We start from the raw sequence: 25,467 nt of genomic DNA on the forward strand, positions 1-25,467 counted from the left end.
TTCGTTCCTCAGACCGGCTTCTTGCCGAAGACGCGGATGTATTCGGCGATGCCGCCCTTGGCGAGCGCCTTGGCCTGCTTGACCCAGTCGTCCCGGTCGATGCGGCCCTGGAAGGAGAGATAGCCGTCCACCCACTCGCGCTCGGCCTTCTGCCACGAAGCGACCTGCGCGAAGGTGTAGATGCCCAGCGAATGCAGGATGCCCTCGATCTTCGGCCCGACGCCCGAGATCAGCTTGAGATCGTCGACCGAAGCCGGGCGCTCGATTCCGGCCGGACGGTTCTTGTCTTCGAGCGAGGGCTTTGCCGTCTTGGCGGCAGGCTGCTTGGCTTCCGGCGACTTGAAAGCGCCGGCCGGTTCGGACTTGGGCTTCGGCCCGCTGCGCGGCTTCGAAACCGCCTCGACTTCCGGGGCAGCTTGATTGGCGTTAGCGGCGGAGTGGCGCGGCGGTCTGACGCTTGCCGCCTTCTCCTCGGCCAGCGCGACCTTGACCGGCGACGGTGTCGTCATCGCCGGGCTCGTTTCCAGCGCATCGGTCTTCGGCTTGCTGGACTTCGATGGCCCGACCGGAGCCGTCGGTGCCGGAGCAGCAGGCGGCTGCGAGACAACGGCCGCAGGCGCGCTCGCCGGAACGGCCGCAGCCTTGGCTGCTTTCGCCGCCGCCCTGGCGTCCCTGTCCCGGGTCGATTTCAGGATCGCTTTCTCGCTTGTCAGCGTCGTCAGGCCCGAGGCCGGTTCCGAGCCTGTGCGGCCGTTCTGCGGTCCCGGCGGCACCGAAGCCCCCTTGCCCGCATCATAGAGATCGATGATCTCGGCCAGCCGTTCGGGCGTCAGGTCCTCGAACGTATCCTTGAAGATCATGACCATTGGCGCGTTGACGCAGGCGCCAAGGCACTCGACCTCCTCCCACGAAAGCGTACCCTTGTCGTTGGTGTGGAACTGGTCGTGGTGGATTTTCGAGCGGCACACATCCATCAGCGCTTCCGAACCGCGCAGCATGCAAGGTGTGGTGCCGCAGACCTGGATATGCGCGCGCGTGCCGACTGGACTAAGCTGGTACTGCGTGTAGAAGGTCGCGACCTCTAGCCCGCGGATACGGGGCATTTCAAGCATGTCGCAGATGCTCTCGATCGCCGCCTTGGTGACCCAGCCTTCCTGTTCCTGCGCCAGCATCAGAAGCGGGATGATCGCCGACTGCTCGCGGCCCTTCGGATACTTCTTGATCCATTGCTTCGCCGCTGCCGCGTTCGCCCTGTTGAAGGCGAAGGAGGCTGGCTGGACGCTGGCTTCTGCGAGACGGCGGACTGACATTTAGCGATCGACCTCACCAAACACGATGTCGAGGGAGCCGAGGACGGCGGTGACGTCGGCCAGCATGTGGCCGCGGCACAGGAAATCCATGGCCTGAAGATGCGCGAAGCCGGGGGCGCGCAGCTTGCAGCGGTAGGGCTTGTTGGTGCCGTCGGAAACCAGATAGACACCGAACTCGCCCTTCGGCGCCTCGACGGCCGCGTAGACCTCGCCGGCCGGCACGCGGTAACCCTCGGTATAGAGTTTGAAGTGATGGATCAGCGCTTCCATCGAGCGCTTCATCGCCGCGCGCTTCGGCGGCACCACCTTGCCGTCGAGGTTCGACACCGGACCGGCGCTTTCCTTGCCGAGCAGCAGATCGACGCACTGGCGCATGATCCGGGCCGACTGGCGCATCTCTTCCATGCGCACGAGATAGCGGTCGAAACAGTCGCCGTTCTTGCCGATCGGAATGTCGAAATCCATTTCCGAATAGCATTCGTAGGGCTGCGATTTGCGCAGATCCCACGCCGCGCCCGAACCGCGCACCATCACGCCCGAAAAGCCCCAGGCCCAGGCGTCGGCCAGCGAAACCGTACCGATATCGACATTGCGCTGCTTGAAGATGCGGTTGCCGGTGAGCAGTGCATCAAGGTCGTCGATCGACTTCAGGAACGGATCGATCCACTTGCCGATATCCTCGACCAGCTTCTGCGGCAGGTCCTGATGGACGCCGCCGGGACGGAAATAGGCCGCATGCATCCGCGAGCCGGAAGCCCGCTCATAGAATACCATCAGCTTTTCACGCTCGACGAAACCCCACAGCGGCGGCGTCAGAGCGCCGACGTCCATCGCCTGCGTCGTCACATTGAGGATGTGCGACATGATGCGGCCGATTTCGCAATAGAGCACGCGGATCAGCTGGCCACGCTTCGGCACGTCGATGCCGAGCAGGCGCTCGGCGGCAAGCGCGAAGGCATGCTCCTGGTTCATCGGCGCGCAATAATCCAGCCGGTCGAGATAGGGCACCGCCTGCAGGTAGGTCTTGGCCTCGATCAGCTTCTCGGTGCCGCGGTGCAGCAACCCGATATGCGGATCGACGCGATCGACCACTTCCCCGTCAAGCTCCAGCACGAGGCGCAAAACGCCGTGTGCGGCCGGGTGCTGCGGGCCGAAGTTGATGTTGAAATTGCGGACGGAGGTTTCAGCCATTCTGGCGCCTCTGGCGACGAGTCAGTAGTGAGTAGTGAGTAGTGACCATCAATCTCAATGCCTACTTCATTCCGCCTGCTTGGCCTGCACTGTGCGAATGAGAGATCTCGTCATCTTTCCAATCTCTTCGCATCGCAGCAGCAGTTCAATCTCGTTGTCTTTTTCTAACAAGCCAACCCGGCCTGCCAGCAATATGTGCGTTTCCAGTTCCTTCAACGAACCCTGCGCCATGCGCAAAAATTGAACGAACGAACCTCTGTTTTCCCGACCGTAGCCCTCTGCGATGTTGGCCGCGATCGAAACCGCCGATCGGCGCATCTGCGAGGTCATGCCGTAGATCTCCTCCTTCGGAAACTCTCTGGTGAAGCGATAACAGTCTTCTGCGAGTGCCATCGCCGATTGCCACACCTTCAAGTCGCGATAAGATTCGATCCGTTGCTCCAATTCTTCCCCACCGACTACTGACTACTTCCCTACTCACTGCTTCGCTTTTTCGTCCCCGGGCAGCACATAATCGGTGCCTTCCCAAGGGGACAAAAAATCGAAATTGCGGAATTCTTGCTTGAGCTCGACCGGCTCGTAGATGACGCGCTTGGCCTCGTCGTCGTAGCGAACCTCGACAAAGCCGGTCAGCGGGAAATCCTTGCGCAGCGGATGGCCTTCGAAACCATAGTCGGTCAGCAGGCGGCGCAGGTCCGGATGGCCCGAGAACAGCACGCCATAGAGATCGTAGGTCTCGCGCTCGAACCAGTCGGCGCCGGGATAGACGCCGGTGATCGACGGCACCATCGTCTCCTCGTCGGCCTGCACCTTGACGCGGATGCGCACATTCTGTTTCGGCGACAGCAGATGGTAGACGACGTCGAAGCGTTTGGCTCGCGACGGATAGTCGGCGCCACAGACATCGATGATCGAGATGAACTGGCAGCGCGCATCGTCACGCAGGAAAGTCATCACGTCGACCAGGTCGCGAGGTTCGACATGGATGGTGAGTTCGCCATAGGCGAACACCGCGTCCGAGATCCGTCCGCTCAGTTTCTCGCCGAGATAGCTCGACAGTTCGCTCAGTGATGCGGCCATGGATTTACCGTTCGATCGTGCCGGTGCGGCGGATTTTCTTCTGCAGGAGAAGAATGCCGTAGAGCAGTGCTTCGGCGCTCGGCGGGCAGCCGGGCACATAGATGTCGACCGGCACGACGCGGTCGCAGCCACGCACCACCGAATAGGAATAGTGATAATAGCCGCCGCCATTGGCGCACGAGCCCATCGAGATGACGTAGCGCGGCTCCGGCATCTGGTCGTAGACCTTGCGCAGCGCCGGCGCCATCTTGTTGGTCAGCGTGCCGGCGACGATCATGATGTCGGACTGGCGCGGAGACGCGCGCGGCGCCACGCCGAACCGCTCCGAGTCATAGCGCGGCATTGAGGTGTGGATCATCTCGACCGCGCAGCAGGCGAGGCCGAAGGTCATGAACATCAGCGAGCCGCTACGCGCCCAGGTGATCAGCGCCTCTGTCGAGGTGACCAGAAAACCCTTGTCGGCGAGCTCATTGTTGATTTCGAGGAAAAAGGGATCGTCCTCTCCCACCGGCCTGCCGGTGTTGGGATCGATGATGCCCTTGGGCTTCGGCGCGACGAGGGTGCCTGAACTGTCGTTCAATCCCATTCCAGCGCTCCTTTTTTCCATTCATAGGCAAAGCCGATGGTCAGCACTGCCAAAAACACCATCATCGACCAGAAGCCGAGCATGCCGATCTTCGAGAACGACACCGCCCAGGGAAACAGGAAGGCCACTTCCAGGTCGAAGATGATGAACAGGATCGACACCAGGTAGAAACGGATGTCGAATTTCATGCGGGCGTCGTCGAACGAGTTGAAACCGCACTCGTAGGCGGAAAGCTTTTCAGGATCGGGGTTGCGGTAGGCCACCAGGAACGGTGCGGCCAGCAGCGCCAGGCCGACGACCAATGCCACGCCGATGAACAGGACGATGGGCAGGTACGAACTGAGAAGTGCGTTCATGCAGCGGCTTTCCGTTGGCGCCAATCCACTTTTGTTACAGCACCGGACCTTAATGCGGAAGCGTGACAGTTTAACCGCTGAACCGTTTTAGAGGGGCCCATGCTGCAACGCGGCGAGGGTTAGCGCAGCACTTCCAGCGAAGCAAGTCAAACCTTGTTCAAAACGCCGACCTGGACGGCATTACAGGAGAAACTGGTCCGATGCGCTCCTGTTTGATTTCCTTCGCGTTCTACTCCACTTTTATCTCCTGACATGGTTGCCGCCAAAACCCTGCTAGCATGGGCTGGAATCACCGGTCTGAACCGCCATAAATCGCCCTCTGAGTGACACCTGCATGAAGGAAAAGATCTCGCTTGCCGCCGCTCGGCGCGTTGCACTCGCCGCCCAGGGGTTTCTCGATCCTCGCCCGAATGGCACGCCAGACCGCCGCCACTTCGCCCGGGTTCTTTCCCGCACCGGCCTGCTGCAGATCGATTCCGTCAGCGCGGTGGTGCGCGCGCACTATATGCCGCTCTATTCGCGGCTTGGCCCCTACCCGCTCGCGCTCCTCGACAATGCCGCCGTGACGCGCAAGCGCATGGTGTTCGAATACTGGGCGCATGAAGCCTCGTTCCTGCCGGTCGAGACATACCCCTTGATGCGCTGGCGCATGCAGCGCGCCGAGCAAGGCGACGAAATGTATCTGGGCCTCGCCAAATGGGGCCGCGAGCACGCCGCCTACATCGAAGAGATCTATCGGGAAGTCGCCGATCGCGGCCCGATCGCCGCCTCGGCGCTTGAAGGCCAGAAAGGTTCCGGCGGCTGGTGGGGCTGGAGCCATGCCAAGCATGCCTTCGAATGGCTGTTCTGGGCCGGCCGCATCACCACCGCGCACCGCCGCGGCTTCGAGCGCTTCTATGACCTGCCCGAACGCGTGCTGCCGCAGGCGATCCTCGATTTGCCGGTGCCCGCTGCCGAGGACGCGCATCGCGAATTGCTGCGCATTTCAGCCCGCGCCCATGGGGTGGCTACAGCCGGGGACCTGCGCGACTATTTCCGTCTGTCGCCCGCCGACATGAAAGGCCGGCTGGAGGAACTGGCCGAGTTGGGCGAGTTGCTGCCGGTGCGTGTCGAGGGCTGGAACAAGCCGGCTTACCTCTATAAGGACGCCCGTTTGCCCCGCAAGATCGAAGCGCGCGCCTTGCTGGCGCCTTTCGACCCCGTCGTCTTCGAACGCTCGCGCACCGAGCGGCTATTCGATTTCCATTACCGCATCGAAATCTACACCCCTGCCGAAAAACGCCAGTACGGCTACTATGTCCTGCCCTTCCTGCTTGGCGACAGGATCGTCGCTCGCGTCGACCTGAGAGCCGACCGGCCGGCAAGCGTGCTGCGCGTCCACGCGGCCTACGCCGAGCCCGGAGCGCCGCCTGAAACAGCCGCCCAGCTCTTCGACGAATTGAAACAGATGCAAGGCTGGCTCGAGCTTGAACGAATGGAAGTGACGCCTGCCGGCGATCTAGGCCCGGCGCTGGCCGACATCGCCATGTCGTAGCCGCGCGTTGACACCGCTGCCTGCAAAAGCCTAAATCCCGTCCAGACGGTCCCCTGCCCGCAACGGCTGGGGCTAAGAGGGAATGCGGTGCGGGATTTCGGTCTCAAATCCGCGGCTGTCCCCGCAACTGTAAGCGAAGAGCCAAGGCCGAAAGCCACTGGGAGTTCCCGGGAAGGCGGCTAACCAAGGCGATGACCCGCGAGCCAGGAGACCTGCCGTCTGCGACAGAAGAATCCGATCGCCCGGCGGGTTTCCGGGCAAGGAGCCCGGTTTTTGGACCATAACGGCAGTTTTTCGGCTGGTGCAGCGGATATATCTTCCGCCAATGGCGACGCCTTGTCCGACGTCACCGTCATCGTCTGCGCGTCCTGCCGCGACGAAACCGGCTCCGACGCCCATCCCCGCGCCGGCGAATCGCTGGCGCAGGACACGCGCCGCGCGGCAGCATCCGAGAACGTCCGCGTCCGCACGGTCGAATGTCTCGGCAATTGCAAACGCCGGCTCAGCGCCGCGATCCTGCGCGACGGCTGCTGGAGCTATGTCTTCGGCGACCTGACCACGAGCAGCGGCGCCGACCTCGTTACCGGCGCCAGACTCTTCGCCACCTCGAGCGACGGCCTCATCCCTTGGCGCGGCCGCCCTGATTCCCTGAAGCGCGGCCTCGTTGCCCGCATCCCTCCCCTAGACCTGCTGAAAGACTGACCATGACCGCTTCCGTCTCCCGCGTTCCCTGCACCGTCGTCACCGGCTTTCTCGGTGCCGGCAAGACGACACTGGTCCGCCATCTCCTGGAAAACGCCGGCGGCAAGCGCATCGCGATTATCGTCAACGAGTTCGGCGACATCGGCATTGACGGCGAGATCCTCAAGGGCTGCGGCATCGACACTTGCCCGGAGGAAAACATCGTCGAACTGGCCAATGGCTGCATCTGTTGCACCGTGGCCGACGATTTCGTACCGGCACTCGACCAGATCCTGTCACTGACGCCGAGGGTCGACCATATCCTGATCGAAACCTCCGGCCTCGCTTTGCCGAAGCCGCTGGTCCAGGCCTTCCAGTGGCCGACGGTGAAGAGCCGCGTGACCGTCGACGGCGTGATCGCCGTGGTCGACGGCCCCGCACTGGCCGAAGGCCGCGTCGCCAACGACATGGACGCCCTGCAGGCCCAACGCGCCGGGGATGACAGCCTCGACCATGACGACCCGGTCGAGGAAGTGTTCGAGGACCAGATCGCCTGCGCCGACCTGATCATCCTGTCGAAGAGTGACCTGATGGACGCCGCCGGTTCGGCCCGCGCCAACGCCATCGTCAACGAACACTCCGCCCGGGCCGTCAAGATCGTGCCGACGTCCCACGGCAAGGTCGATCCCTCCGTACTGCTCGGGCTCGGCCTCGCCGTAGAGGACGACATCGAGAACCGCAAGTCCCATCACGACGGCGCATTCGACCACGAGCATGACGACTTCGACACCTTCATTGTCGACATCCCCTCGATCGCCAATCCGGACGAACTGGCAAAACGCGTCGCTGCCGCCGCCGAACAGGAAAACGTGCTGCGCGTGAAAGGCTTCGTAGAGGTCGGCGGCAAGCCGATGCGGCTTTTGCTGCAGGCCGTCGGCCCGCGCGTCAACCATTACTATGACCGCGCCTGGACCGCCGAGGACGACCGCCGCTCGCGTCTCGTCGTCATCGGCCTCAAGGGGCTGAACCGCCCTGCGATCGAGCGTATACTCGCCGGCTGATTTTCAGGCACGGGCCGCGATGCACATCCTCACCACGACATCCGCGTCGCTCGACGATCTCGCCGAGCCGGTCGATCTGCGGCAGACGCCGGCGGATATCGTGGCCCTGTCCTTCACCGACAGCGATCTCGCCGGCCTCGCCGCCGCGTGGAAGGCCGATGCCGGCCGCCTGCCCTCGATGCGGCTGGCCGCGCTGCGTGACCTGCGCCACCCCATGTCCGTCGACCTCTGGATCGACAGCGTCGCCCGCCACGCCAGGATCATCCTGGTGCGTATCCTCGGCGGCTACGACTGGTGGCGCTATGGCTGCGACCAGCTTGCCGCGACCGCCCGCGAGCGCGGCATAAAACTGGCGCTGCTGCCTGGCGAAGGCCACGATGACGATTTCCGGCTGATCGAAGCCTCGACGCTGCCGCGCACGGAACTGGACGCGCTGCTCGGCTATTTCCGCGAAGGCGGCCCGGCCAATATGGGTGCGCTGGTGCGGAGGTTGGCAGGGCTGGCAGGACAGGATGAAGCAGCAGCCGCGCCGGTAACCGTGCCCAAAGCGGGCTACTACGAGCCAGGACGTGGCGTCGTCGAGTGCGGCGTCCCCCTCCCCCTCGAGGGGAGGGTCCGGCCGCAGGCCGGGGGTGGGGTCGCCGGTGAAGTGCGCCGACTTCGAGAAACACCATATCCAGTCGCACCGACCCCACCCGGCCCTGCGGGCCACCCTCCCCTCGAGGGGGAGGGAAAGATCGTGCCCATCCTCTTCTACCGCTCGATGCTGCTCGCCCCCGATGTCGCGCCAATCGATGCGCTTTTCGACGCCTTGCAGCAGCGCGGCGTCACCCCCGTGCCGATCTTCGTCTCCAGCCTCAAAGACCCAGCATCCCTCGCGTTCGTCGAAACCGCTCTCGCCACGCTGAAACCGGCCGCCATCATCACCGCGACCGCTTTCGCGTCCGGCGCGGAGCCCGATGTCGAAACCCTGTTCGATCGCGCCGGCGTCCCCGTCTTCCAGGTGATCGTCGCCACCACGCGCCGCGACGTTTGGGAAAATAACCAGCGCGGCCTGGCACCCGCCGACCTCGCCATGCATGTCGTGCTGCCCGAACTCGACGGCCGCATCCTCGCCGGCGCCATTTCCTTCAAGGACGAAAGCGATGTCGATCCCGCACTTGGCCACCGCGCCTTCGCCAACCGGCCGGAGCCGGACCGCGTGGCCCAGGTTGCCGATCGTGTAGCAGCTTTTGTCCGCCTGCAGGAGACATCTCGCGCCCAGCGCAAGCTCGCCATCCTGATCCCGGATTACCCGAGCGCCCCCGGCCGCACCGGCTATGCCGTCGGCCTCGACGTCCCGTCGAGCGTGCTGGCCATGCTGCATGACCTCAGCGAACAGGGCTATGCCGTTGACGGGATTCCGCGAACGCCGCGGGAACTGCTGGATTTGCTGGAGCATAGCAACGACGGATTGGCCCTACAGGAGTATTTGGGCTTCTCGAAGGAGTTGCCGAGAGCTGTGATTGCCGCAGTAGAAGCAGCATGGGGAAAACCAGAAGATGAGGCAGGTTTATGCGAGGCACCCCCCTCTGTCCTGCCGGACATCTCCCCCGCAAGGGGGGAGATTGGCAGCTCGGATGCCGGCGCTGTTCCTGCGAGGCCAATAGCTGGCGAGAGCTTCGATGAAAGCTCGATCTCCCCCCTTGCGGGGGAGATGTCCGGCAGGACAGAGGGGGGTGGGCCGGAACACCAGCGTCCGAGATTTTTCCCCTTCCGCGCCGCCACCTTCGGCAACATCACCGTAGCGCTCGCCCCGGATCGCGGCCGCTCCGCCGACCGCCGCGCCGATTACCACGACCCCACGCTCCCCCCGCGCCATGCCCTACTCGCCTTCGGTCTGTGGCTCCGGAAATCGCTGGGCGTCAACGCCCTCATCCACGTCGGTGCCCACGGCACGCTGGAATGGCTGCCGGGCAAGACGGTCGCGCTGTCGCAAAACTGCTTCCCCGAGATCGTCGCCGGACCCCTGCCTGTCATCTATCCCTTCATCGTCTCCAATCCCGGCGAGGCGGCACAAGCCAAGCGGCGCATCGCCGCCGTCACGCTCGGCCATCTGCCGCCGCCGCTGACCGGCGCTGGCCTCGACCAAGACCAGCACCGGCTGGAACGCCTGGTCGACGAATATGCCCAGGCCGATGGGCTCGACCGGCGGCGCCGCGACCAGCTGGCGAAGCTGATCGTCGACACCGCGCAACAGACCGGCCTCGCCTCCGAAGCAGGCGTTGCGAGGACCGACGCGCCTGATGAGGCTTTGCGCCGTATCGATGCGTGGCTCTGCGACCTCAAGGATTTCTCCATCAAGGACGGGCTGCACATCTACGGTCGCGCCTCCGACGACGAACCCGATGCCATGCGCCGCCAGAGCGCGAACGCCGAAAAGGCCGCGCTGCTTGCCGCGCTCGATGGCCGTCACGTCAAGGCCGGCCCGGCCGGCGCACCCGCGCGAGGCCGCTCCGATGTGCTGCCCACCGGCCGCAACCTGTTCACGTCGGATCCCCGCACCATGCCGACGCCGACCGCCTACGACATCGGCAAGGCGGCGGCAGAGGAGGTCGTGCGCGCCTACTTGCAGTCGCATGGAGACTGGCCACGCTCGCTGGTGATCGACCTCTGGGGCTCGGCGTCGCTGCGCACCGGCGGCGAGGAGATCGCGCAGGGCCTGGCGCTGATGGGCTGCCGGCCGCAATGGAACACCGCCACCGGCCGCATCACCGGCATCGAGGTGCTGCCGCCGGCCACGCTTGGCCGCCCCCGCGTCGATGTCACCTGGCGGATATCAGGCCTGTTCCGCGACATGTTCCCGACGCAGATCGCGCTCATCGATGCCGCCGCCGGCGCCGTCGCCGCCCGCGACGAGGACGATTCGGAAAACCCGCTCGCCGCGAAGACCCGCGCTGACGGCAAGATCAGCCCCCGCATCTTCGGCACCTCGCCAGGCACTTACGGCGCCGGCGTCGAGGAGCTGTTGTCGAACGGCGACTGGCGCGCGCGCGAAGAGATCGGCCGTGCCTATCTCGATGCCACCTCGCACGCCTATGGCGGTGCCGGGGGTGATGGCATCTCCGCACCCGGCGCTTTCGAGGGACGCATCGCCGAGGCCGATCTTCTCGTCCACACCGGCGACGATCCCGGCCGCGACATTCTCGAAGGATCAGCCGATGTCGCCTTCATCGGCGGCTTTTCGGCCGCGCTTGCGGCCCTCGGCCGGAATGCCGACGTCATCGTGCTCGACACGACAGATCCGCAAAAGCCAAAGCCGCGCTCTGTCGGTGAGGCCGTATCGCGGGTGGTGCGCGCCCGTGCGGTCAATTCACGCTTTATCGCTGGTCAGATGCGCCACGGCCCGCGCGGCGCATCGGAATTCGCCGAAACGGTCGACCGGCTGGTCGGCTTCGCCGAGACCACCCATGCCATTTCAGGCGCGCTGATCGAGGCCGTGCACGATGCCTATGTTGGCGATCCCGAAGTTCGCGCCTTCATCCTGCGCGAAAATCCCGCCGCCGCGAAAGTCATCGCCGAACGCTTTCTGTCGGCGCGCCGGCGCGGTCTCTGGCATCCCCTGCGCAATTCGATCGACGACGACCTCGCCGCGCTGATTGCCGAGGCCGAGGCGCTTGGGGTGGCGGCATGAACGCCTTTTCGCGCCGCGGCGCCTGTCCTGCTCTCAGCGCCCCCATGCAGACCGGCGATGGTCTGCTGGTGAGGCTCAACCCGGTCGCTGGAGGATTATCACCGCAGTCGCTAATCGGGCTCGGCGAATCCGCCTTGCGCCATGGCAATGGCATCATGGAAGTGACCGCGCGCGGCAGCTTGCAGATACGCGGCCTGACAACGGAAAGCGCACGGTCGCTGGCGGCGGAAGTCGACGCATTGGGCATCGCGGTGCGTACCGGCGTGCCGGTCGAGACTGGGCCGCTGGCGGGCATCGACCCCCGGGAAATCGCCGACCCGCGATCGCTGGCTGAGCGGATCAGGGGCGCGATCGAGGACGCCGGGCTGACGGCAAGGCTTGGCCCGAAGGTTTCGGTTGTCGTGGACGGCGGCGGGCAATTGGCGATGGATGCGGTGACGGCCGATATCAGGGTGGTTGCTGTTCAGATGGGTGACGAAGTTCAGTGGCAGGTGTTGATTGCCGGAGACGGAAGGCAAGCGAAGCCGGTCTGCATGGTCGATGAGGACGCAGCGTGCGACATCGCTGTTGGTGCACTCAGGATGGTTGCCGAGAAAGGTCGAGAAGCTCATGCGAGAGATTTGTCGGAGAGGCAATTGGCATCTCTCGCAGGCTGGCACTCCGTCGCGCCCCCCTCTGTCCTGCCGGACATCTCCCCCACAAGGGGGGAGATTGCGCCCTCATCTCTGCTTTCGCCAACCGCCAACGTCCAGCCAAGCTCCAACGTGGAGGAAGAAGCGCCGTCGGCCGAACTGCTGATCTCCCCCCTTGTGGGGGAGATGTCCGGCAGGACAGAGGGGGGCGCCGTAGAGCGCCCTCGCACGCCGATTGGCCTTTTCGACCTAAGCCACGGCCACACCGTCGGCATCAGCCTCCCCTATGGCAGCATGCCGGCCCAAAACCTGATCGACCTCGCCAGCCAAGCATCGAACCTCGGCACTACCGAAATCCGCCTCGCCCCGGGCCGTGCCTTGCTCTTCCTCGGTCAGCCGGCGCACACCAACCAACCCCTTCAGGACGCCGCCTTCTCCCTCGGCTTCGTCACCTCGCCTGCCGACCCCCGCACCCGCATCGCCGCCTGCCCCGGGACGCCGGCCTGCGCCTCCGGTCGGATCCCGACACGCGACATCGCCGAAACGATTGCCGCCGGGAATGCCGACATTCTAGACTTCACGCTGCACATTTCCGGCTGTGCCAAGGGCTGCGCGCACCCCGGTCCGGCGACACTAACAATTGTCGGCGACGAAAACGGAGCCGGACTTGTCGTGAACGCGACGGCAAAGGCTCTTCCTGCCGGCTACAGGCCGGGCTATGACGCCGCGCGCGGCATGAGCCGCGTCGCGGCGGTGATCCGCAGCGCACGATATCAAGGCGAAACCGCCGCTGCTTGCCTGACAAGGCTGGGGCCGGCCGCCATCGCAGAGGCTTACCGACAGGAATAAGCATGGCCGCCTACGACTACATCCACGACGGCACGGCGATCTACGAGCGCTCCTTCGCCATCATCCGCGCCGAGGCCGATCTGTCACGCTTTTCGGAAGTCGAGGCCGATGTCGCCATCCGCATGATCCATGCCTGCGGACAAGTCGAAGCCGCCAGTCAATTTGTCTTCTCCAGCGATTTTGTTGCCGCCGCGCGCAAGGCACTTGCCGCCGGCGCACCGATCTTCTGCGACGCGGAAATGGTCTCGCATGGCGTCACCCGTGCCCGGCTGCCGGCCGGCAACGAGGTGATCTGCACCTTGCGCGACCCGCGCACGCATGAAATCGCCAGGGAGATCGGCAACACCCGCTCGGCCGCGGCGATCGACCTGTGGGGCGAGCGCATGGCCGGCGCGGTGGTCGCCATCGGCAACGCGCCGACAGCGCTTTTCTACCTGCTGGAAAAACTGCGTGACGGCGCGCCGAAGCCGGCGGCCATCATCGGCATGCCGGTCGGCTTCGTCGGTGCCGCCGAATCGAAGGACGCGCTGGCTGAGAATTCCTATGGCGTGCCCTATGCCATCGTGCGCGGCAGGCTTGGAGGCAGCGCGATGACCGCAGCCGCGCTCAATTCGCTGGCGAGGCCGGGCCTGTGAACGCCCTCGTCAAGGAAGGATCGGCAAAAGGCCGACTCGTCGGCGTCGGCACCGGTCCCGGCGACCCCGAACTGTTGACGCTGAAGGCCGCGCGCGCCTTGGCGGAAGCCGATGTGGTGGCGTATTTCGCCAAGCGCGGCAACAACAGCAATGCGCGCGCCATCGTCGAAACGCGCTTCCGGCCCGATATGCTGGAACTGCCGCTGCTCTACCCCGTGACCACCGAGATCGACAAGGATCACGACGACTACCGCTCGCAGATCACCGGCTTCTACGAGGAATCGGCCGAGAAGGTCGCCGAACATCTCGGGGCTGGCAGGATCGTGGCTGTGCTGTCCGAAGGCGATCCGCTGTTCTACGGCTCCTACATGCATCTGCATGTCAGGCTGGCGCATCGTTTCCCGACCGAGGTTATTCCCGGCATCACCGCCATGTCAGGTTGCTGGTCGGCGACCGGCCTGCCGATCGTCCAGGGGGACGATGTGCTGACCGTTCTGCCCGGCACGATGAGCGAATTCGAGTTGACGCGCCGCCTCGCCGACACCGATGCCGCCGTCATCATGAAGGTCGGCCGCAACCTGCCCAAGATAAGGCGGGCGCTGGAGGCGACAGGAAAGCTGACGCGCGCCGTCTATGTGGAGCGCGGCACCATGGCCGGCAGTATCTCGATGCGGCTGGCCGACAAGCCGGATGACAAGGCGCCCTACTTCGCCATCGTGTTGGTCGCCGGCTGGTCCGGCCGGCCCGGCGCCCTGGGAGCGCAGGCATGAGCGGCCGCCTCACCGTCATCGGTCTCGGCCCCGGCAATGCCGATCAGGTCACGCCGGAAGCCCGCCGCGCCGTGGCGGAAGCGAAATTCTTCTATGGCTACAAGCCCTATCTCGACCGGCTTGACCTACGCCCGGACCAGACCCGCGTCGCCTCCGACAATCGCGAGGAACTCGCCCGCTCCAAGGATGCGCTGGTCAAAGCCGCCGAGGGCAATGACGTCGCCGTCGTTTCCGGTGGCGATCCGGGCGTCTTCGCCATGGCGGCCGCCGTCTGCGAGGCGATCGAGGCCGGCCCGGCCGAATGGCGTGCGGTCGATCTTTCCGTCGTGCCCGGCATTACAGCCATGCTCGCGGTCGCCGCCCGCATCGGCGCCCCGCTCGGCCATGATTTCTGCGCCATATCGCTGTCCGACAATCTGAAGCCATGGGAGCTGATAGAGCTTCGTCTTCTGGCGGCGGCCGGCGCCGGCTTCGTCATCGCGCTCTACAATCCGATCAGCAAGGCGCGCCCCTGGCAGCTCGGCCGCGCCTTCGAATGCCTGAGCGCGATCCTGCCCGGCACCACCCCGGTGATCTTCGGCCGCGCCGCCGGCCGCCCGGACGAACGCATCGAGGTTTTCCTGCTGGCCAACGTCGACGCGCAAAAGGCCGACATGGCGACCTGCATCATCATTGGTTCACCGGAAACCCGGATCATCAAGCGCGGCGACAAGCCGGCGCTGGTCTACACGCCGCGTTCGGCCGCGGGCTCGACGAAATGATCCACCATCGCGCCCAGGGCTTCGACGGTTTCAGCCGAAGGCACTTCCGGCAGCGCTGGCCTGCGGACCATGATCACCTCGATGCCGAGCGCCCGCGCGGCGGCAATCTTGCCGTAAGTGGCCACGCCGCCGCTGTTCTTGGAAACGACAATCTCGATGCGCTGTTCGCTGAGCAACGCACGCTCGTCCGGCTCACGGAACGGACCGCGCGCCAGCAGATAATCAGCATCGGGCACGGCCAGTTTCGGCTCAATCGGATCGACGCTGCGGATGAGATAATGATGCTGGGCGGCCGCTTCGAAGGCCGCAACCTCTTGCCGACCAAGCGCCAGGAAGACCCGGCGCGGCGTATCGCCAAGCGCCTGCACGGCAGCGCCGACCGTATCGACCTCAATCCAGCGGTCGCCTTCGACACGCTTCCAACCCGGGCGGCGCAAGGCAAGGATCGGCACACGGCTCAGCCGCGCGGCCTGCGCCGCGTTGGCGGAGATTCGCGCCGCATAGGGATGCGTGGCGTCGATCAGCAGATCCGTACCCGTCTCCCTGATGTAGCTCGCCAACCCGTCGGCACCGCCAAATCCGCCGACCCGCACGGGAACGCCTTGGGCGACCGGGCTTTCGGTGCGGCCGGCCAGGGACAACGTGACCGAGGCGCGCATGGCCAGCCTTCCCGCCAGTTGCCGGGCTTCGGTGGTACCGCCGAGGATCAGGATCGTCTTCATAGGCACCCTACTGGACCACGTCGGCGCTGCCCCTCACCCTTACCCTCTCCCCGTAAGAACGGGGAGAGGCGGATCGCCAGCGTTGCCGCTAGTCCCTTCTCCCCGTCTCTATACGGGGAGAAGGTGCCGGCAGGCGGATGAGGGGCAGCGCTGGCATGTCAAACAACAAGCAGCCAACACTCCAATGGCTCACGATCATCGGCATCGGCGAGGACGGTCTAGCCGGTCTCGGCGACGAGGCCAAGCAGCAGATTGCCAAGGCGGAAATCATCTTCGGCGGCAAGCGGCATCTGGCGCTGGTCGCCCCCTTCGCCAAGGGCGAGCCGCGCCGATGGCCGGTGCCTTTTGATGCCGAAATGCGCGACGTGCTGGCGCTGGCCGGCAGGCGTGTCTGCGTGCTCGCCTCTGGCGATCCGTTCTTCCACGGTGTCGGCGCCACGCTGGCCCGCAAAGTCAAGCTGCAGGAGATGCACGTCATTCCCGCGCCGTCGGCCGTTTCGCTGGCCGCCGCCCGGCTAGGCTGGGCACTGCAGGACATCGAGACCATTTCGCTGCATGGCCGGCCGCTCGACCTGATCCGGCCGCTGCTGCAGCCGAATGCGCGCATCCTGGCGCTGACATCCGATGGCGATGCACCGGCGGCAATCGCCCGCCTGCTCGCTGAACTCGACTTCGGTGCATCACGGCTTACCGTTCTGGAGGCTCTGGGCGGACCGAACGAGATCCAACGTTCGGCCCGCGCCGATGCCTTCGCCCTCGAAAACATCAATCCGCTCAACGTGCTGGCCATCGAAATTGATTCTAATCCGCAGGCCCGCGTGCTGCCGCTCACATCAGGCCTTGCCGATCACCTGTTCGATCATGACGGCCAGATTACCAAGCGCGAAATCCGCGCCGTCACCCTTTCGGCGCTGGCGCCAAGGCGCGGCGAATTGCTGTGGGATATCGGCGCCGGTTCCGGCTCGATCGGCATCGAATGGATGCTTGCCCACCCCGCGATGCGCACCATCGCCATTGAAGCCGACGCGACCCGAGCCGCCCGCATCGGCCGCAACGCGGCGGCTTGCGGCGTTCCCGGCCTCGTCGTGGTGGAAGGCAGCGCGCCCAAGGCGCTGACCAGGCTGGACACACCCGACGCGATCTTCATCGGCGGCGGCGGCAGCGACACCGGAGTGCTGAACGCCGCCATCAAGGCGCTGCGCGGCGGGGGCCGTCTGGTCGCCAATGCGGTAACGCTGGAGATGGAAGCCCTGCTTCTTGCCCAACACATCAAATTGGGTGGCGATCTCACCCGCATCGCCATTTCGCGCGCCTCGCCGGTCGGCTCGATGCAGGCCTGGCGGCCGGCGATGCCGGTTACGCAGTGGGCTTGGGTGAAGCCATGATGGGGAGCCGGGTGAAGCCATGATTGTCGCGGGGATCGGCAGCCGGAAAGGCGTGAGCGTTGAAGACGTGCTTGCCGCGATAGAAACCGCGCTCGAAGCGCATGGGCTGGCGATGTCGGCTCTTTCGGCACTCGCCACCGCCGCGCTCAAGAAGGATGAAGACGCGATCGCTGCCACCGGTCGCACGCTGAATCTCCCGGTCATCATCGTCGATGACGCTGCCCTTCGGGCTGTATCGTCGGGAACGCTCAGCAATTCCAGCCTGTCGCAGAAATCGGCCGGCACGCCATCGGTTTCCGAAGCGTCGGCCCTTGCGGTTGCCGGCAAAGGCGCGAAGCTGCTCGGCCCGCGCACCGTGCTTGGCCCGGTCACATGCGCCATCGCCATCCGCGGAGACGCGCCATGACCGTCCATTTCATCGGGGCCGGTCCGGGTGCGGCCGACCTCATCACGCTGCGTGGTGCGAGGCTCCTGGCAAGCTGCCCGGTGTGCCTCCACGCCGGTTCGATCGTGGCACCCGAATTGCTGCAGCACTGCGCCCCGGGCACAAAACTGATCGACACCGCGCCGATGTCGCTCGACGAGATCGAGGCTGCCTATCTCGATGCTCACAAAGCCGGCCATGATGTCGCGAGGCTGCACTCGGGCGATCTGTCGGTATGGAGCGCCGTTGCCGAGCAGATCCGCCGGCTGGAAAAGCACGGCATCCCTTACACGCTGACGCCGGGCGTTCCTTCCTTCGCGGCCGCGGCCGCGGCCCTTCGCCGCGAGCTGACCATTCCCGAAGTCGCGCAAAGCCTGGTGCTGACCCGTGTCTCCGGCCGCGCCTCGAAAATGCCGCCCGGCGAAACATTGGCCGGCTTCGGCCGCACCGGCGCCACGCTGGCCATTCATCTTGCCATCCACGCCATCGACCGCGTCGTCGCCGAATTGACGCCGCACTATGGTGGTGATTGCCCGGTCGCGATCGTCTTTCGCGCCTCCTGGCCGGATGAGCGCGTGCTGACCGGTACGCTGGAGACGATCGAGGCAAGGCTCGCCGCCGATCCGATGGAGCGCACGGCGATTATCTTCGTCGGCCGCTCGCTGGCAGCGGAAGGCTTCGGCGAGAGTTCATTGTACGACGCCCACTACCAGCGGCGTTTTCGCGGACGGGACGGATTGTGAGCGGCAGCAGCAGGAACAAGGGCGAAAACACCACGCTCGCACAGGCGCTGGCGCGACTGAACTTCAAGCCGCGTCCGCTTGAGCCAGGCCATGTCTGGCTGGCCGGCGCCGGTCCCGGCGACCCCGGCTGCCTGACGCTGGAAGTGCTGGCGGCATTGGCGGAAGCGGATGCGCTGGTCTATGACGCGTTGGTCTCGCCTGATGTCGTGGCTGTTGCCGGAAATGCCGAGCTTTTCTTTGCGGGCAAGCGCGGCGGCCAGCCCTCAATGAAACAGGACGACATCACCGCCCTGCTGGTGCGGCTGGCACGTGAAGGCCGCCGCGTCGTCAGGCTGAAGGGCGGCGATCCCTATATTTTCGGCCGGGGCGGCGAAGAGGCTTTGGCGCTGGCCCGCGAAGGCATCCCGTTCCATGTGCTGCCGGGTCTGACATCAGGCCTCAGCGCGCTGGCCGCCACCGGCATCCCGGCCACCATGCGCGGTATCAACAAGGCGGTGATCCTGGCGACCGGCCACGCCGCCGGCACCGATGACGACATCGACTGGGCTGCAATCGCCCGCACCGGCCAGCCTGTCGTGGTCTATATGGGCATGGCCAATCTGCCGCTGATTACGGCAGCCCTGCTCGACGGCGGACTGGCGCCCTCGACGCCGGCGGCTGTGATCGTCGCCGCGACCACGCCAAAGGAACGGATCGTCGTCGCCACGCTCGCCACCATCGCCGAGGAAGCGGCCGTTGCCGGCCTGGCCTCGCCGGCGCTGATCGTCGTCGGCGGCATCGTCGCCATGCGCGCGGCACTGGCGGGCGGGACATGACGGCGCGCGCGATCATCATCGGCGCGCCGCGCTCCGGCTCGGGCAAGACCAGCGTCACCATCGGCATTCTGCGCGCGCTCGCCCGGCGCGGCCTGAAGGTGCGCGGCGCCAAATCCGGTCCCGACTATATCGATCCCGGCTTCCACACTGCCGCCACGGGTCTTTCCGGCGTCAATCTCGACAGCTGGGCGATGCCGCCCTCGCTGCTCAACGCGCTGGCCGCACAGGCAGCCGACGATGCCGATTTCGTCATCCTCGAAAGCGCCATGGGCCTGTTCGACGGCATTCCGGCCGCGCCGGGGTGCACCGGCTCGGCCGCCGATCTCGCCCGGCTCTACGGCCTGCCGGTGCTGCTGGTGCTCGATGTTTCTGGCCAATCGACCACGGCGGCGGCCGTCGCCAAAGGGTTTGCCACTTACGACCCGGATGTGCGCATGGCCGGCGTCGTGCTCAACCGGCTGGGCAGCGAGCGCCACCGGCGGCTGTCCGGCGACGCGATCGAGGCAATCGGCCTGCCCGTGGTCGGCGCCATCCTGCGCGACCCCTCGCTCAATCTGCCCGAGCGCCATCTCGGCCTCGTCCAGGCCGGCGAATATGATGACCTGATGGCGCATCTCGACAGGCTGGCCGATATGGCGGAGAAGTCGCTCGATCTCGATGCCGTCATGGCACTGGCAACGCCGCTGAATCCGGCAGTTGGCGATTTCGCCGACGCGCTGCAGCCGCCTGGCCAACGCATCGCGCTGGCCGAGGACGCCGCCTTCACTTTTCTTTACCCGCATGTCGCCGCCTATTGGCGCAAGGCCGGCGCGGAAATCGTTCCGTTCTCGCCGCTCGCCGACGAAGCGCCGGGCGATGATTGCGATGTCTGCTGGTTGCCCGGCGGCTATCCCGAGCTTCATGCGGGGCGGCTCGCCGCCGCAGCGAACTTCCGCGCCGGAATGGTTCATTTCGCGGAGGCGAAGCCCGTCCATGGCGAGTGCGGTGGCTTCATGGTGCTTGGGGAAGCGCTGGAGGATGCCTCCGGCGAAACGCATCGCATGCTGGGCCTGCTTGGCCACGCCACCAGCTTTGCCAGGCGGAAGATGAACCTCGGCTATCGCGAGGCGCGGCTGCGTGCGGACTGTCCGCTGGGTCCGCAAGGCGCGCTGATCCGTGGCCACGAATTCCACTATGCCCAGATGACGGCCACCGGCAATGACGAATCGCTGGCCGACCTCGCCGATGGCCAGGGCAATCCGATCGGCGCTTCCGGCTACCGGCGCGGCCATGTCAGTGGCACCTTCTTCCATGCGATAGCGAGGGCTGGCGCGTGAAGCTTCCAAATCTGACCCTTTCGCCCCGGCAGATTTTCGACGATGTCGCGCTCTGCCTGGTGTTTTTCACTCGCCTGCCCCTGCCCGTCCTAGACTTTCGCGGCCGTGGCCTCGCCGCCGCGATCTGGGCCGCACCGATTGCCGGCGTCGTCGTCGGCCTGATCGGCGCCATCGTCTTTGCCACGGCGGAACGGTTTGGCCTTGCCATGGGGCCGGCGGCCGCCCTTGGCCTCGTCTCAACCGTCATCACCACAGGCTGCCTGCATGAAGACGGACTGTCGGATGTCGCCGACGGTTTCGGCGGCGGCAAGTCGCGTGGCCGCAAACTCGAGATCATGCGCGACAGCCGCATCGGCGCCTACGGTGCGGTGGCTCTGGCCCTGTCGCTGCTGACCCGCTGGAACGTGCTTTCGGAATTCGCCGACCCCACACAGGCGCTCTTTGCCCTTGTGGCTGCCCACGCCGCCTCGCGCGGCCTGCTTGGCGCCTTCATGCATCTCTTGCCGTCGGCTCGGTCCGACGGCCTGTCGGCCGGCGCTGGCCCTGTCTCGCTCGACACCGCCATTGCCGGCGCCGTGCTTGGCGCGATTCCCCTGCTCCTGCTCGGCCCCGGCGGCGCCATCGCCGCGCTGATCCTGCTTGGCCTGCTGTTTGCCGCGTTCCACGCCCTTTGCCTCAACCAGATCGGTGGCCAGACCGGCGACACGATCGGCGCCCTGCAACAGGTGAGCGAAATCGCGGTGCTTCTCGTCGCTTCCGTTGCCCTTTCCTGATTCTCTTTTGGAGACCTTGCCCCCATGCCCTTCAATTCCCTCGATGAATTGCGCGAAGCCTGCCTTGACCTACCCGCCGGCAGCGATGCCGCGGCAAACGCGGTTGCCCGCCGCCAGGACACGCTCACCAAGCCGCAAGGCAGCCTCGGCCGGCTTGAGACCATCGCCGCATGGCTGGCGCGCTGGCAGGGCCGCGACATGCCGAAACTCGACCGGGTGAAGGTGTTCGTCTTCGCCGGCAACCACGGCGTCACCGCGCAGGGCGTGTCGGCCTATCCGTCGGAAGTCACCGTGCAGATGGTGGCGAATTTCGCCGGCGGCGGCGCCGCCATCAACCAGCTCGCCCGCATCGCCGGCGCCGAACTCGACGTCATACCGCTCGATCTCGACCATCCCACCGGCGACTTCACGCAAGTGCCGGCCATGGACGAGAAGGCATTCCTTGCCGCCGTCTCGGCCGGCTATGACGCGGTGACAAAAGACCTCGACCTCGTCTGCTTCGGCGAGATGGGCATCGGCAACACCACGCCGGCCGCCGCCATTTCGGCGGCGCTGTTCGGCGGTGGCGCGGAAAAATGGACCGGACGCGGCACCGGCGTCGACGATGCCGGCCTGAAGCGCAAGGTGGTGGCCATCGAAGCCGGCCTGAAGCGCCACGCCGCCGCCCTCGCTGATCCGCTGGGCGTCGCCGCCGCCCTTGGCGGGCGCGAACTCGCCGCGATCTTTGGCGCCACGCTGGCCGCACGGCATCTGGGCATACCCGTGCTGCTCGACGGCTTCGTCTGCACCGCCGCGGCCGCTCCGCTGGCAAGACTGCATCCGACCGGGCTCGCCCACACCATCGCCGCCCACGTCTCGGCCGAATCAGGCCACCGAGGCCTGCTCGAAGCGCTTGGCCTGCCGCCGCTGCTCGATCTCGGCATGCGGCTCGGCGAAGGCTCCGGCGCCTGCCTCGCCGTCAACATCGTCCGCTCGGCGCTGGAGTGCCATGCCAGGATGGCAAGCTTTGCCGAGGCTGGTGTTTCGGAGAAATAGGCTCAGGCGGGAAAGGCGGAATCGGCGCTAACGATGCCACGGAAAAGAGCATTGCTTTCCGATTCGGCCGGTTTCTAAGCCGCGTTTTTCAGCGCGGCTAGTTCGTCAGGGCGCAGCGTCAGCACCGATACGCCGGAAGCCGTAACGGCGACGGTGTGCTCGAACTGCGCGGAAAGCGACCCGTCTCTCGTCACGACAGTCCAGCCGTCAGCCTCGGTTCTGACAGTCCGCCGGCCTCGATTGAGCATCGGCTCGATCGTGAAGACCATGCCCTCGCGGAGCACGAGACCGGTTCCCGGCTTTCCGAAATGCAGAACCTGCGGTTCCTCATGCATCTCCCTGCCGATGCCGTGACCGCAATATTCATGCACCACGGAATAGCCATTTCGCTTGGCATGGCGTTCGATCGCCCAGCCGATGTCCCCGAGCCGCGCGCCCGGACGAACAGCCCGGATGCCCATCCACATGGCCTCGTAGGTGGTCTGGACCAGCCTCCTGGCGGCTGGAGTGACCTCGCCGACGAGATAAGTCTTGCTGGAATCGGCGATATAACCGTTCTTCTCCAGCGTGATATCGAAATTGACGATATCTCCGTCCCGAAGCACGTCCGATTGCGATGGAATGCCGTGGCAGACCACATCGTTCACCGAAGAATTCAGCACAAAACCATAGCCATATTGGCCCTTGCTCGCGGGTCGGGCCTGGAGATCGTGGACGATGAAGCGCTCGACCATGTCATTGATCTGAAGGGTCGACGCACCGGCAAGCGCGGTTCGATCCAGCAGACCGAAGACGGAGGCCAGCAGCCGGCCGGATTCGGCGAGCAGTGCCAGTTCCCGAGGCTGCTTCGTCATGCTTCGCTGAACGCCAGTGGTTGAGCCGAAACGCCGGCGGAACTGAGTTCGCGCTCGATGATCTCCGCGAAACTGAGCGTCGGATTGGTCTCGCACAGCATGCCGACCTTGATCCAGTAGGCGGCCTGCGCATTGATCGAACGATACGATACCTTGCTCGCCCTGCGCAGCTGATCGTGCAAGTCATCATCAATGTTCACGATGCCCATCGGGATCTCCATATACGGTTCGTATACGGAACATATACACCGAACATGAAAAAGCCAAGAGCACCGTCACAGCTACCCCGGTCGAGAGCGCGCCGCCTGACAGGAGGCGCGGCGACGCTGCGGGCAGCTTTTCATGGCCGCTACCGCCCCTGGCGCTCAATAGATTCTGACCCAGCCGACTTGAAAAAGAAGTGCCGTCGCTCGTCAAAGATCACGATCGGAGGCATGGCCCGAGACGCGCCAAACGTGTCTCGCTTTCAGGGTCTTTCCACCAAGTCTTTGAAGAATTTGGTGGTGCTGGCAGTCTGGAGCGAACCCGTCTCCGCGTGAATTTCCCAGTTAATTCGGGAAAAACTGGGAATTCTGAGCCTTTTCCAACCTTTAACGCGTTGCTTAAAGACGTTTCATTAAATCAAATCAAAGACATAAACGCGCCTTGACACGCAGTCGGAACTGCGGAAATTCCCTTCCGACTGCGGAAATTTGTAACGCCACGGGAAATCCTCCAAAAACGGTACCGAGCCCGCAAACGAGTGCCCATGAGAATGAGTACCTCACTCCTAAATTGCCCAGAGCTCAAAAATGCAGCGCACCTTTACCCGTCAAGAATTGTATGACCTCGTTTGGTCGACACCCATCATCACGCTCGCCGGGCGGTTCGACATTTCGGACCGAGGGCTGGCGAAGACTTGTGCTCGCTATCAGATACCCGTTCCAGGCCGCGGCTATTGGGCAAAGATCGAAGCCGGCCAATCTGCGCCGAAGACGCCGCTTTGGAAAATCGACAACCCGACCTTAGAGACTGTCTACATCGGAGGCTACAAACCACCGGTAAATCCATACGTCGCGTTTGCGATCGAGGCGGCGGCCGGCACCGTAAGGAAATCAAAGGAGATGAGGCAAGCAAGGGCCGTTCCTGACCAAACTAGGGATGTTGCCGAAAAGGAAGAGACACCTCGCGCGCCACGGGAACCGATCGTCTTCGAGCCCGTGAGACATCCTCACAGCTCGGTCGCTGGTTTTGTCGCAGCGCTGAGATCTGCGAACCCGGACCAATACGGTGAGGTCTCACTGCCTGGCGCGAAGGTTCACAAGAGTTCCGTATCCCGGCTGACATCGTTTCTCCACCACCTGGCTCTTGCTCTCGACCAACGAGAAATCGTGCTCAGCCATACCGAGAAAGGAATAAAGACCGCAATCGGGCCCGACGATGTGCGGCTTGAGATCGTCGAAGAGCGGAGGCGGGAGAAGCATATTCCAACCCCTGCAGAACAGAAAAGGCACGATGAGCACGAGAGGCGCCGCGAGATAGCTCGGCGCCGCGGCCAATGGCTCTCCTATGAGAGCTTCTGGCCAGAATACGATTACATTTACTCAGGGAAGCTCAGCTTCGAGATCCACAATTGGGCAGAGGGAGCCCGCAAGCGGTGGAAAGACGGTAAGCATCAGAGCCTGGAATCCATGCTCGATCCGATTGCAGACGGCATCCTTTTCCACCTAGCCTTCGAAAAAGCTCGTCGTGAGGAGCGCGAAGCGGAAGAGCGCCGACGCAAGCATATGGCGCACAGACGGGAGCTTTACAAAAAGCGGCAAGAACGCGAAACGAATAGGCTAAATTTCCTACGTCAGTTGGCCGAGTATCAAAAAGAAGCCACTGATCTTCGTGCCACGATCGCCAAGGCGACTGAATTTCTTCCGCAAGCTAGCTCCGAGTACCTTCGTATGATCGAATGGGCACAACAGCGCTTGGCGCATATCGAAGCACAGAACCAGATTGAGGTGCTGACATCGAATCTCCAGCAGCAAAACCTCTTTCCTGAGCCAGACGACTTGTACGATCCGGAAGGCGATCCAGCACCGCCAAAGAATCCCTGGAGCTATTAGATCGTCTGTCACGACAGAAGGGCACGGCCTCAGCGTTAGATGCCCATTTGAGCTGCACCGCCTCGGGTCAAAAAGCACGCCTCTCAAGGCGCCCTGCCCTGGTAGTTCGACCAAAGGATTATGACCACCTGTCAGAGTTGGACGCTCACAATCTGGCTGCTCGGCTGGCGACTCTCCTCCGCCTGCCG

General features: G+C 64.7%; 25 protein-coding genes and 1 riboswitch. Of the genes, 16 read left to right on the top strand and 9 right to left on the bottom strand.

The window, feature by feature from the left end:
• Positions 1–8: 8 nt before the first annotated feature.
• The 6 genes from FJ930_RS23400 to FJ930_RS23425 form a co-directional block, all read right to left on the bottom strand.
• A complete protein-coding gene (locus FJ930_RS23400) occupies positions 9–1,310 on the bottom strand; it encodes an NADH-quinone oxidoreductase subunit E (protein WP_141840289.1) in 1,302 nt (433 codons plus the stop codon).
• Entirely contained in the window at positions 1,311–2,501 is a 1,191-nt protein-coding gene (locus FJ930_RS23405; RefSeq protein WP_140743095.1) for an NADH-quinone oxidoreductase subunit D, read from the bottom strand. It abuts the gene before it with no gap.
• 66 nt (positions 2,502–2,567) lie between these two features.
• Positions 2,568–2,945 (bottom strand): four helix bundle protein, encoded by a 378-nt coding sequence (locus tag FJ930_RS23410; protein WP_140743097.1) that lies wholly within the window; start codon positions 2,943–2,945, stop codon positions 2,568–2,570.
• A gap of 33 nt (positions 2,946–2,978) precedes the next feature.
• Positions 2,979–3,581 carry an NADH-quinone oxidoreductase subunit C gene (locus FJ930_RS23415; RefSeq protein WP_140743099.1) on the bottom strand — a complete coding sequence of 201 codons (603 nt, stop codon included), beginning with the start codon at positions 3,579–3,581 and terminating at the stop codon, positions 2,979–2,981.
• A gap of 4 nt (positions 3,582–3,585) precedes the next feature.
• Positions 3,586–4,167 (bottom strand): NADH-quinone oxidoreductase subunit B, encoded by a 582-nt coding sequence (locus FJ930_RS23420; RefSeq protein WP_015317338.1) that lies wholly within the window; start codon positions 4,165–4,167, stop codon positions 3,586–3,588.
• Positions 4,158–4,523 (bottom strand): NADH-quinone oxidoreductase subunit A, encoded by a 366-nt coding sequence (locus tag FJ930_RS23425; RefSeq protein WP_010910112.1) that lies wholly within the window; start codon positions 4,521–4,523, stop codon positions 4,158–4,160. Before FJ930_RS23425 ends, FJ930_RS23420 begins: the two co-directional genes overlap by 10 nt.
• 334 nt (positions 4,524–4,857) lie before the next feature.
• On the opposite strand from FJ930_RS23425, the gene FJ930_RS23430 reads away from it, so the two are divergent.
• The 8 genes from FJ930_RS23430 to FJ930_RS23465 all read left to right on the top strand — a co-directional run bounded on the left by FJ930_RS23430 (position 4,858) and on the right by FJ930_RS23465 (position 15,119).
• On the top strand, positions 4,858–6,057 hold the full coding sequence (locus FJ930_RS23430; RefSeq protein WP_140743101.1) for a winged helix-turn-helix domain-containing protein: 1,200 nt from the start codon (positions 4,858–4,860) through the stop codon (positions 6,055–6,057).
• 29 nt (positions 6,058–6,086) lie between these two features.
• Positions 6,087–6,292, top strand: a riboswitch (cobalamin riboswitch).
• 38 nt (positions 6,293–6,330) lie between these two features.
• Positions 6,331–6,759 (top strand): DUF1636 family protein, encoded by a 429-nt coding sequence (locus tag FJ930_RS23435; RefSeq protein WP_140743103.1) that lies wholly within the window; start codon positions 6,331–6,333, stop codon positions 6,757–6,759.
• Between the two features lie 2 nt (positions 6,760–6,761).
• Entirely contained in the window at positions 6,762–7,799 is a 1,038-nt protein-coding gene (gene cobW / locus FJ930_RS23440; RefSeq protein WP_140743105.1) for a cobalamin biosynthesis protein CobW, read from the top strand.
• 19 nt (positions 7,800–7,818) lie between these two features.
• Positions 7,819–11,472 carry a cobaltochelatase subunit CobN gene (locus tag FJ930_RS23445; RefSeq protein ID WP_141840290.1) on the top strand — a complete coding sequence of 1,218 codons (3,654 nt, stop codon included), beginning with the start codon at positions 7,819–7,821 and terminating at the stop codon, positions 11,470–11,472.
• On the top strand, positions 11,469–12,953 hold the full coding sequence (gene cobG / locus FJ930_RS23450) for a precorrin-3B synthase (protein ID WP_141840291.1): 1,485 nt from the start codon (positions 11,469–11,471) through the stop codon (positions 12,951–12,953). Before FJ930_RS23445 ends, cobG begins: the two co-directional genes overlap by 4 nt.
• 2 nt (positions 12,954–12,955) lie before the next feature.
• Positions 12,956–13,588, top strand: a complete 633-nt coding sequence (locus FJ930_RS23455; RefSeq protein ID WP_140743111.1) for a precorrin-8X methylmutase — start codon at positions 12,956–12,958, stop codon at positions 13,586–13,588.
• Complete coding sequence (locus FJ930_RS23460) at positions 13,585–14,358, top strand: precorrin-2 C(20)-methyltransferase (RefSeq protein WP_141840292.1); 774 nt, start codon at positions 13,585–13,587, stop codon at positions 14,356–14,358. Before FJ930_RS23455 ends, FJ930_RS23460 begins: the two co-directional genes overlap by 4 nt.
• The gene (locus tag FJ930_RS23465) at positions 14,355–15,119 is read left to right on the top strand and encodes a precorrin-3B C(17)-methyltransferase (protein WP_141840293.1); all 765 of its coding nucleotides are present in this window, start codon (positions 14,355–14,357) and stop codon (positions 15,117–15,119) included. The genes FJ930_RS23460 and FJ930_RS23465 overlap by 4 nt, the downstream gene beginning before the upstream one ends.
• On the opposite strand, the gene FJ930_RS23470 is transcribed toward FJ930_RS23465, so the two are convergent.
• Positions 15,083–15,841 carry a cobalt-precorrin-6A reductase gene (locus tag FJ930_RS23470; protein WP_141840294.1) on the bottom strand — a complete coding sequence of 253 codons (759 nt, stop codon included), beginning with the start codon at positions 15,839–15,841 and terminating at the stop codon, positions 15,083–15,085. The genes FJ930_RS23465 and FJ930_RS23470 overlap by 37 nt on opposite strands.
• A gap of 155 nt (positions 15,842–15,996) precedes the next feature.
• Between FJ930_RS23470 and cbiE the strand changes: the two genes are divergently transcribed.
• Genes cbiE through cobT form a run of 7 tightly spaced genes read left to right on the top strand, consistent with a single transcriptional unit; the run spans position 15,997 to position 22,332 of the window.
• Positions 15,997–17,226 (top strand): precorrin-6y C5,15-methyltransferase (decarboxylating) subunit CbiE, encoded by a 1,230-nt coding sequence (cbiE, locus tag FJ930_RS23475; RefSeq protein ID WP_141840295.1) that lies wholly within the window; start codon positions 15,997–15,999, stop codon positions 17,224–17,226.
• Between the two features lie 19 nt (positions 17,227–17,245).
• The gene (locus tag FJ930_RS23480) at positions 17,246–17,632 is read left to right on the top strand and encodes a cobalamin biosynthesis protein (protein ID WP_141840296.1); all 387 of its coding nucleotides are present in this window, start codon (positions 17,246–17,248) and stop codon (positions 17,630–17,632) included.
• On the top strand, positions 17,629–18,393 hold the full coding sequence (gene cobM / locus FJ930_RS23485) for a precorrin-4 C(11)-methyltransferase (protein ID WP_140743123.1): 765 nt from the start codon (positions 17,629–17,631) through the stop codon (positions 18,391–18,393). The genes FJ930_RS23480 and cobM overlap by 4 nt, the downstream gene beginning before the upstream one ends.
• Positions 18,390–19,208 (top strand): uroporphyrinogen-III C-methyltransferase, encoded by an 819-nt coding sequence (gene cobA, locus FJ930_RS23490; RefSeq protein WP_141840297.1) that lies wholly within the window; start codon positions 18,390–18,392, stop codon positions 19,206–19,208. The genes cobM and cobA overlap by 4 nt, the downstream gene beginning before the upstream one ends.
• Positions 19,205–20,524, top strand: a complete 1,320-nt coding sequence (locus FJ930_RS23495) for a cobyrinate a,c-diamide synthase (RefSeq protein WP_141840298.1) — start codon at positions 19,205–19,207, stop codon at positions 20,522–20,524. Before cobA ends, FJ930_RS23495 begins: the two co-directional genes overlap by 4 nt.
• Positions 20,521–21,297, top strand: a complete 777-nt coding sequence (cobS, locus tag FJ930_RS23500; RefSeq protein ID WP_141840299.1) for an adenosylcobinamide-GDP ribazoletransferase — start codon at positions 20,521–20,523, stop codon at positions 21,295–21,297. Before FJ930_RS23495 ends, cobS begins: the two co-directional genes overlap by 4 nt.
• Positions 21,298–21,321: 24 nt before the next feature.
• Positions 21,322–22,332, top strand: coding sequence for a nicotinate-nucleotide--dimethylbenzimidazole phosphoribosyltransferase (gene cobT / locus FJ930_RS23505; RefSeq protein ID WP_141840300.1), 1,011 nt, complete (start codon positions 21,322–21,324; stop codon positions 22,330–22,332).
• A 74-nt stretch (positions 22,333–22,406) separates the two neighbouring features.
• Here cobT and map read toward each other — a convergent pair whose 3' ends face one another.
• Entirely contained in the window at positions 22,407–23,186 is a 780-nt protein-coding gene (gene map, locus FJ930_RS23510; RefSeq protein ID WP_141840301.1) for a type I methionyl aminopeptidase, read from the bottom strand.
• Positions 23,183–23,395, bottom strand: coding sequence for a ParD-like family protein (locus tag FJ930_RS23515; RefSeq protein WP_141840302.1), 213 nt, complete (start codon positions 23,393–23,395; stop codon positions 23,183–23,185). Before FJ930_RS23515 ends, map begins: the two co-directional genes overlap by 4 nt.
• A gap of 582 nt (positions 23,396–23,977) precedes the next feature.
• Between FJ930_RS23515 and FJ930_RS23520 the strand changes: the two genes are divergently transcribed.
• Positions 23,978–25,279, top strand: a complete 1,302-nt coding sequence (locus FJ930_RS23520; RefSeq protein ID WP_141840303.1) for a hypothetical protein — start codon at positions 23,978–23,980, stop codon at positions 25,277–25,279.
• The last annotated feature ends 188 nt before the right edge of the window (positions 25,280–25,467 follow it).

Source organism: Mesorhizobium sp. B2-4-15, from assembly GCF_006658505.1.
Lineage (GTDB): Bacteria > Pseudomonadota > Alphaproteobacteria > Rhizobiales > Rhizobiaceae > Mesorhizobium.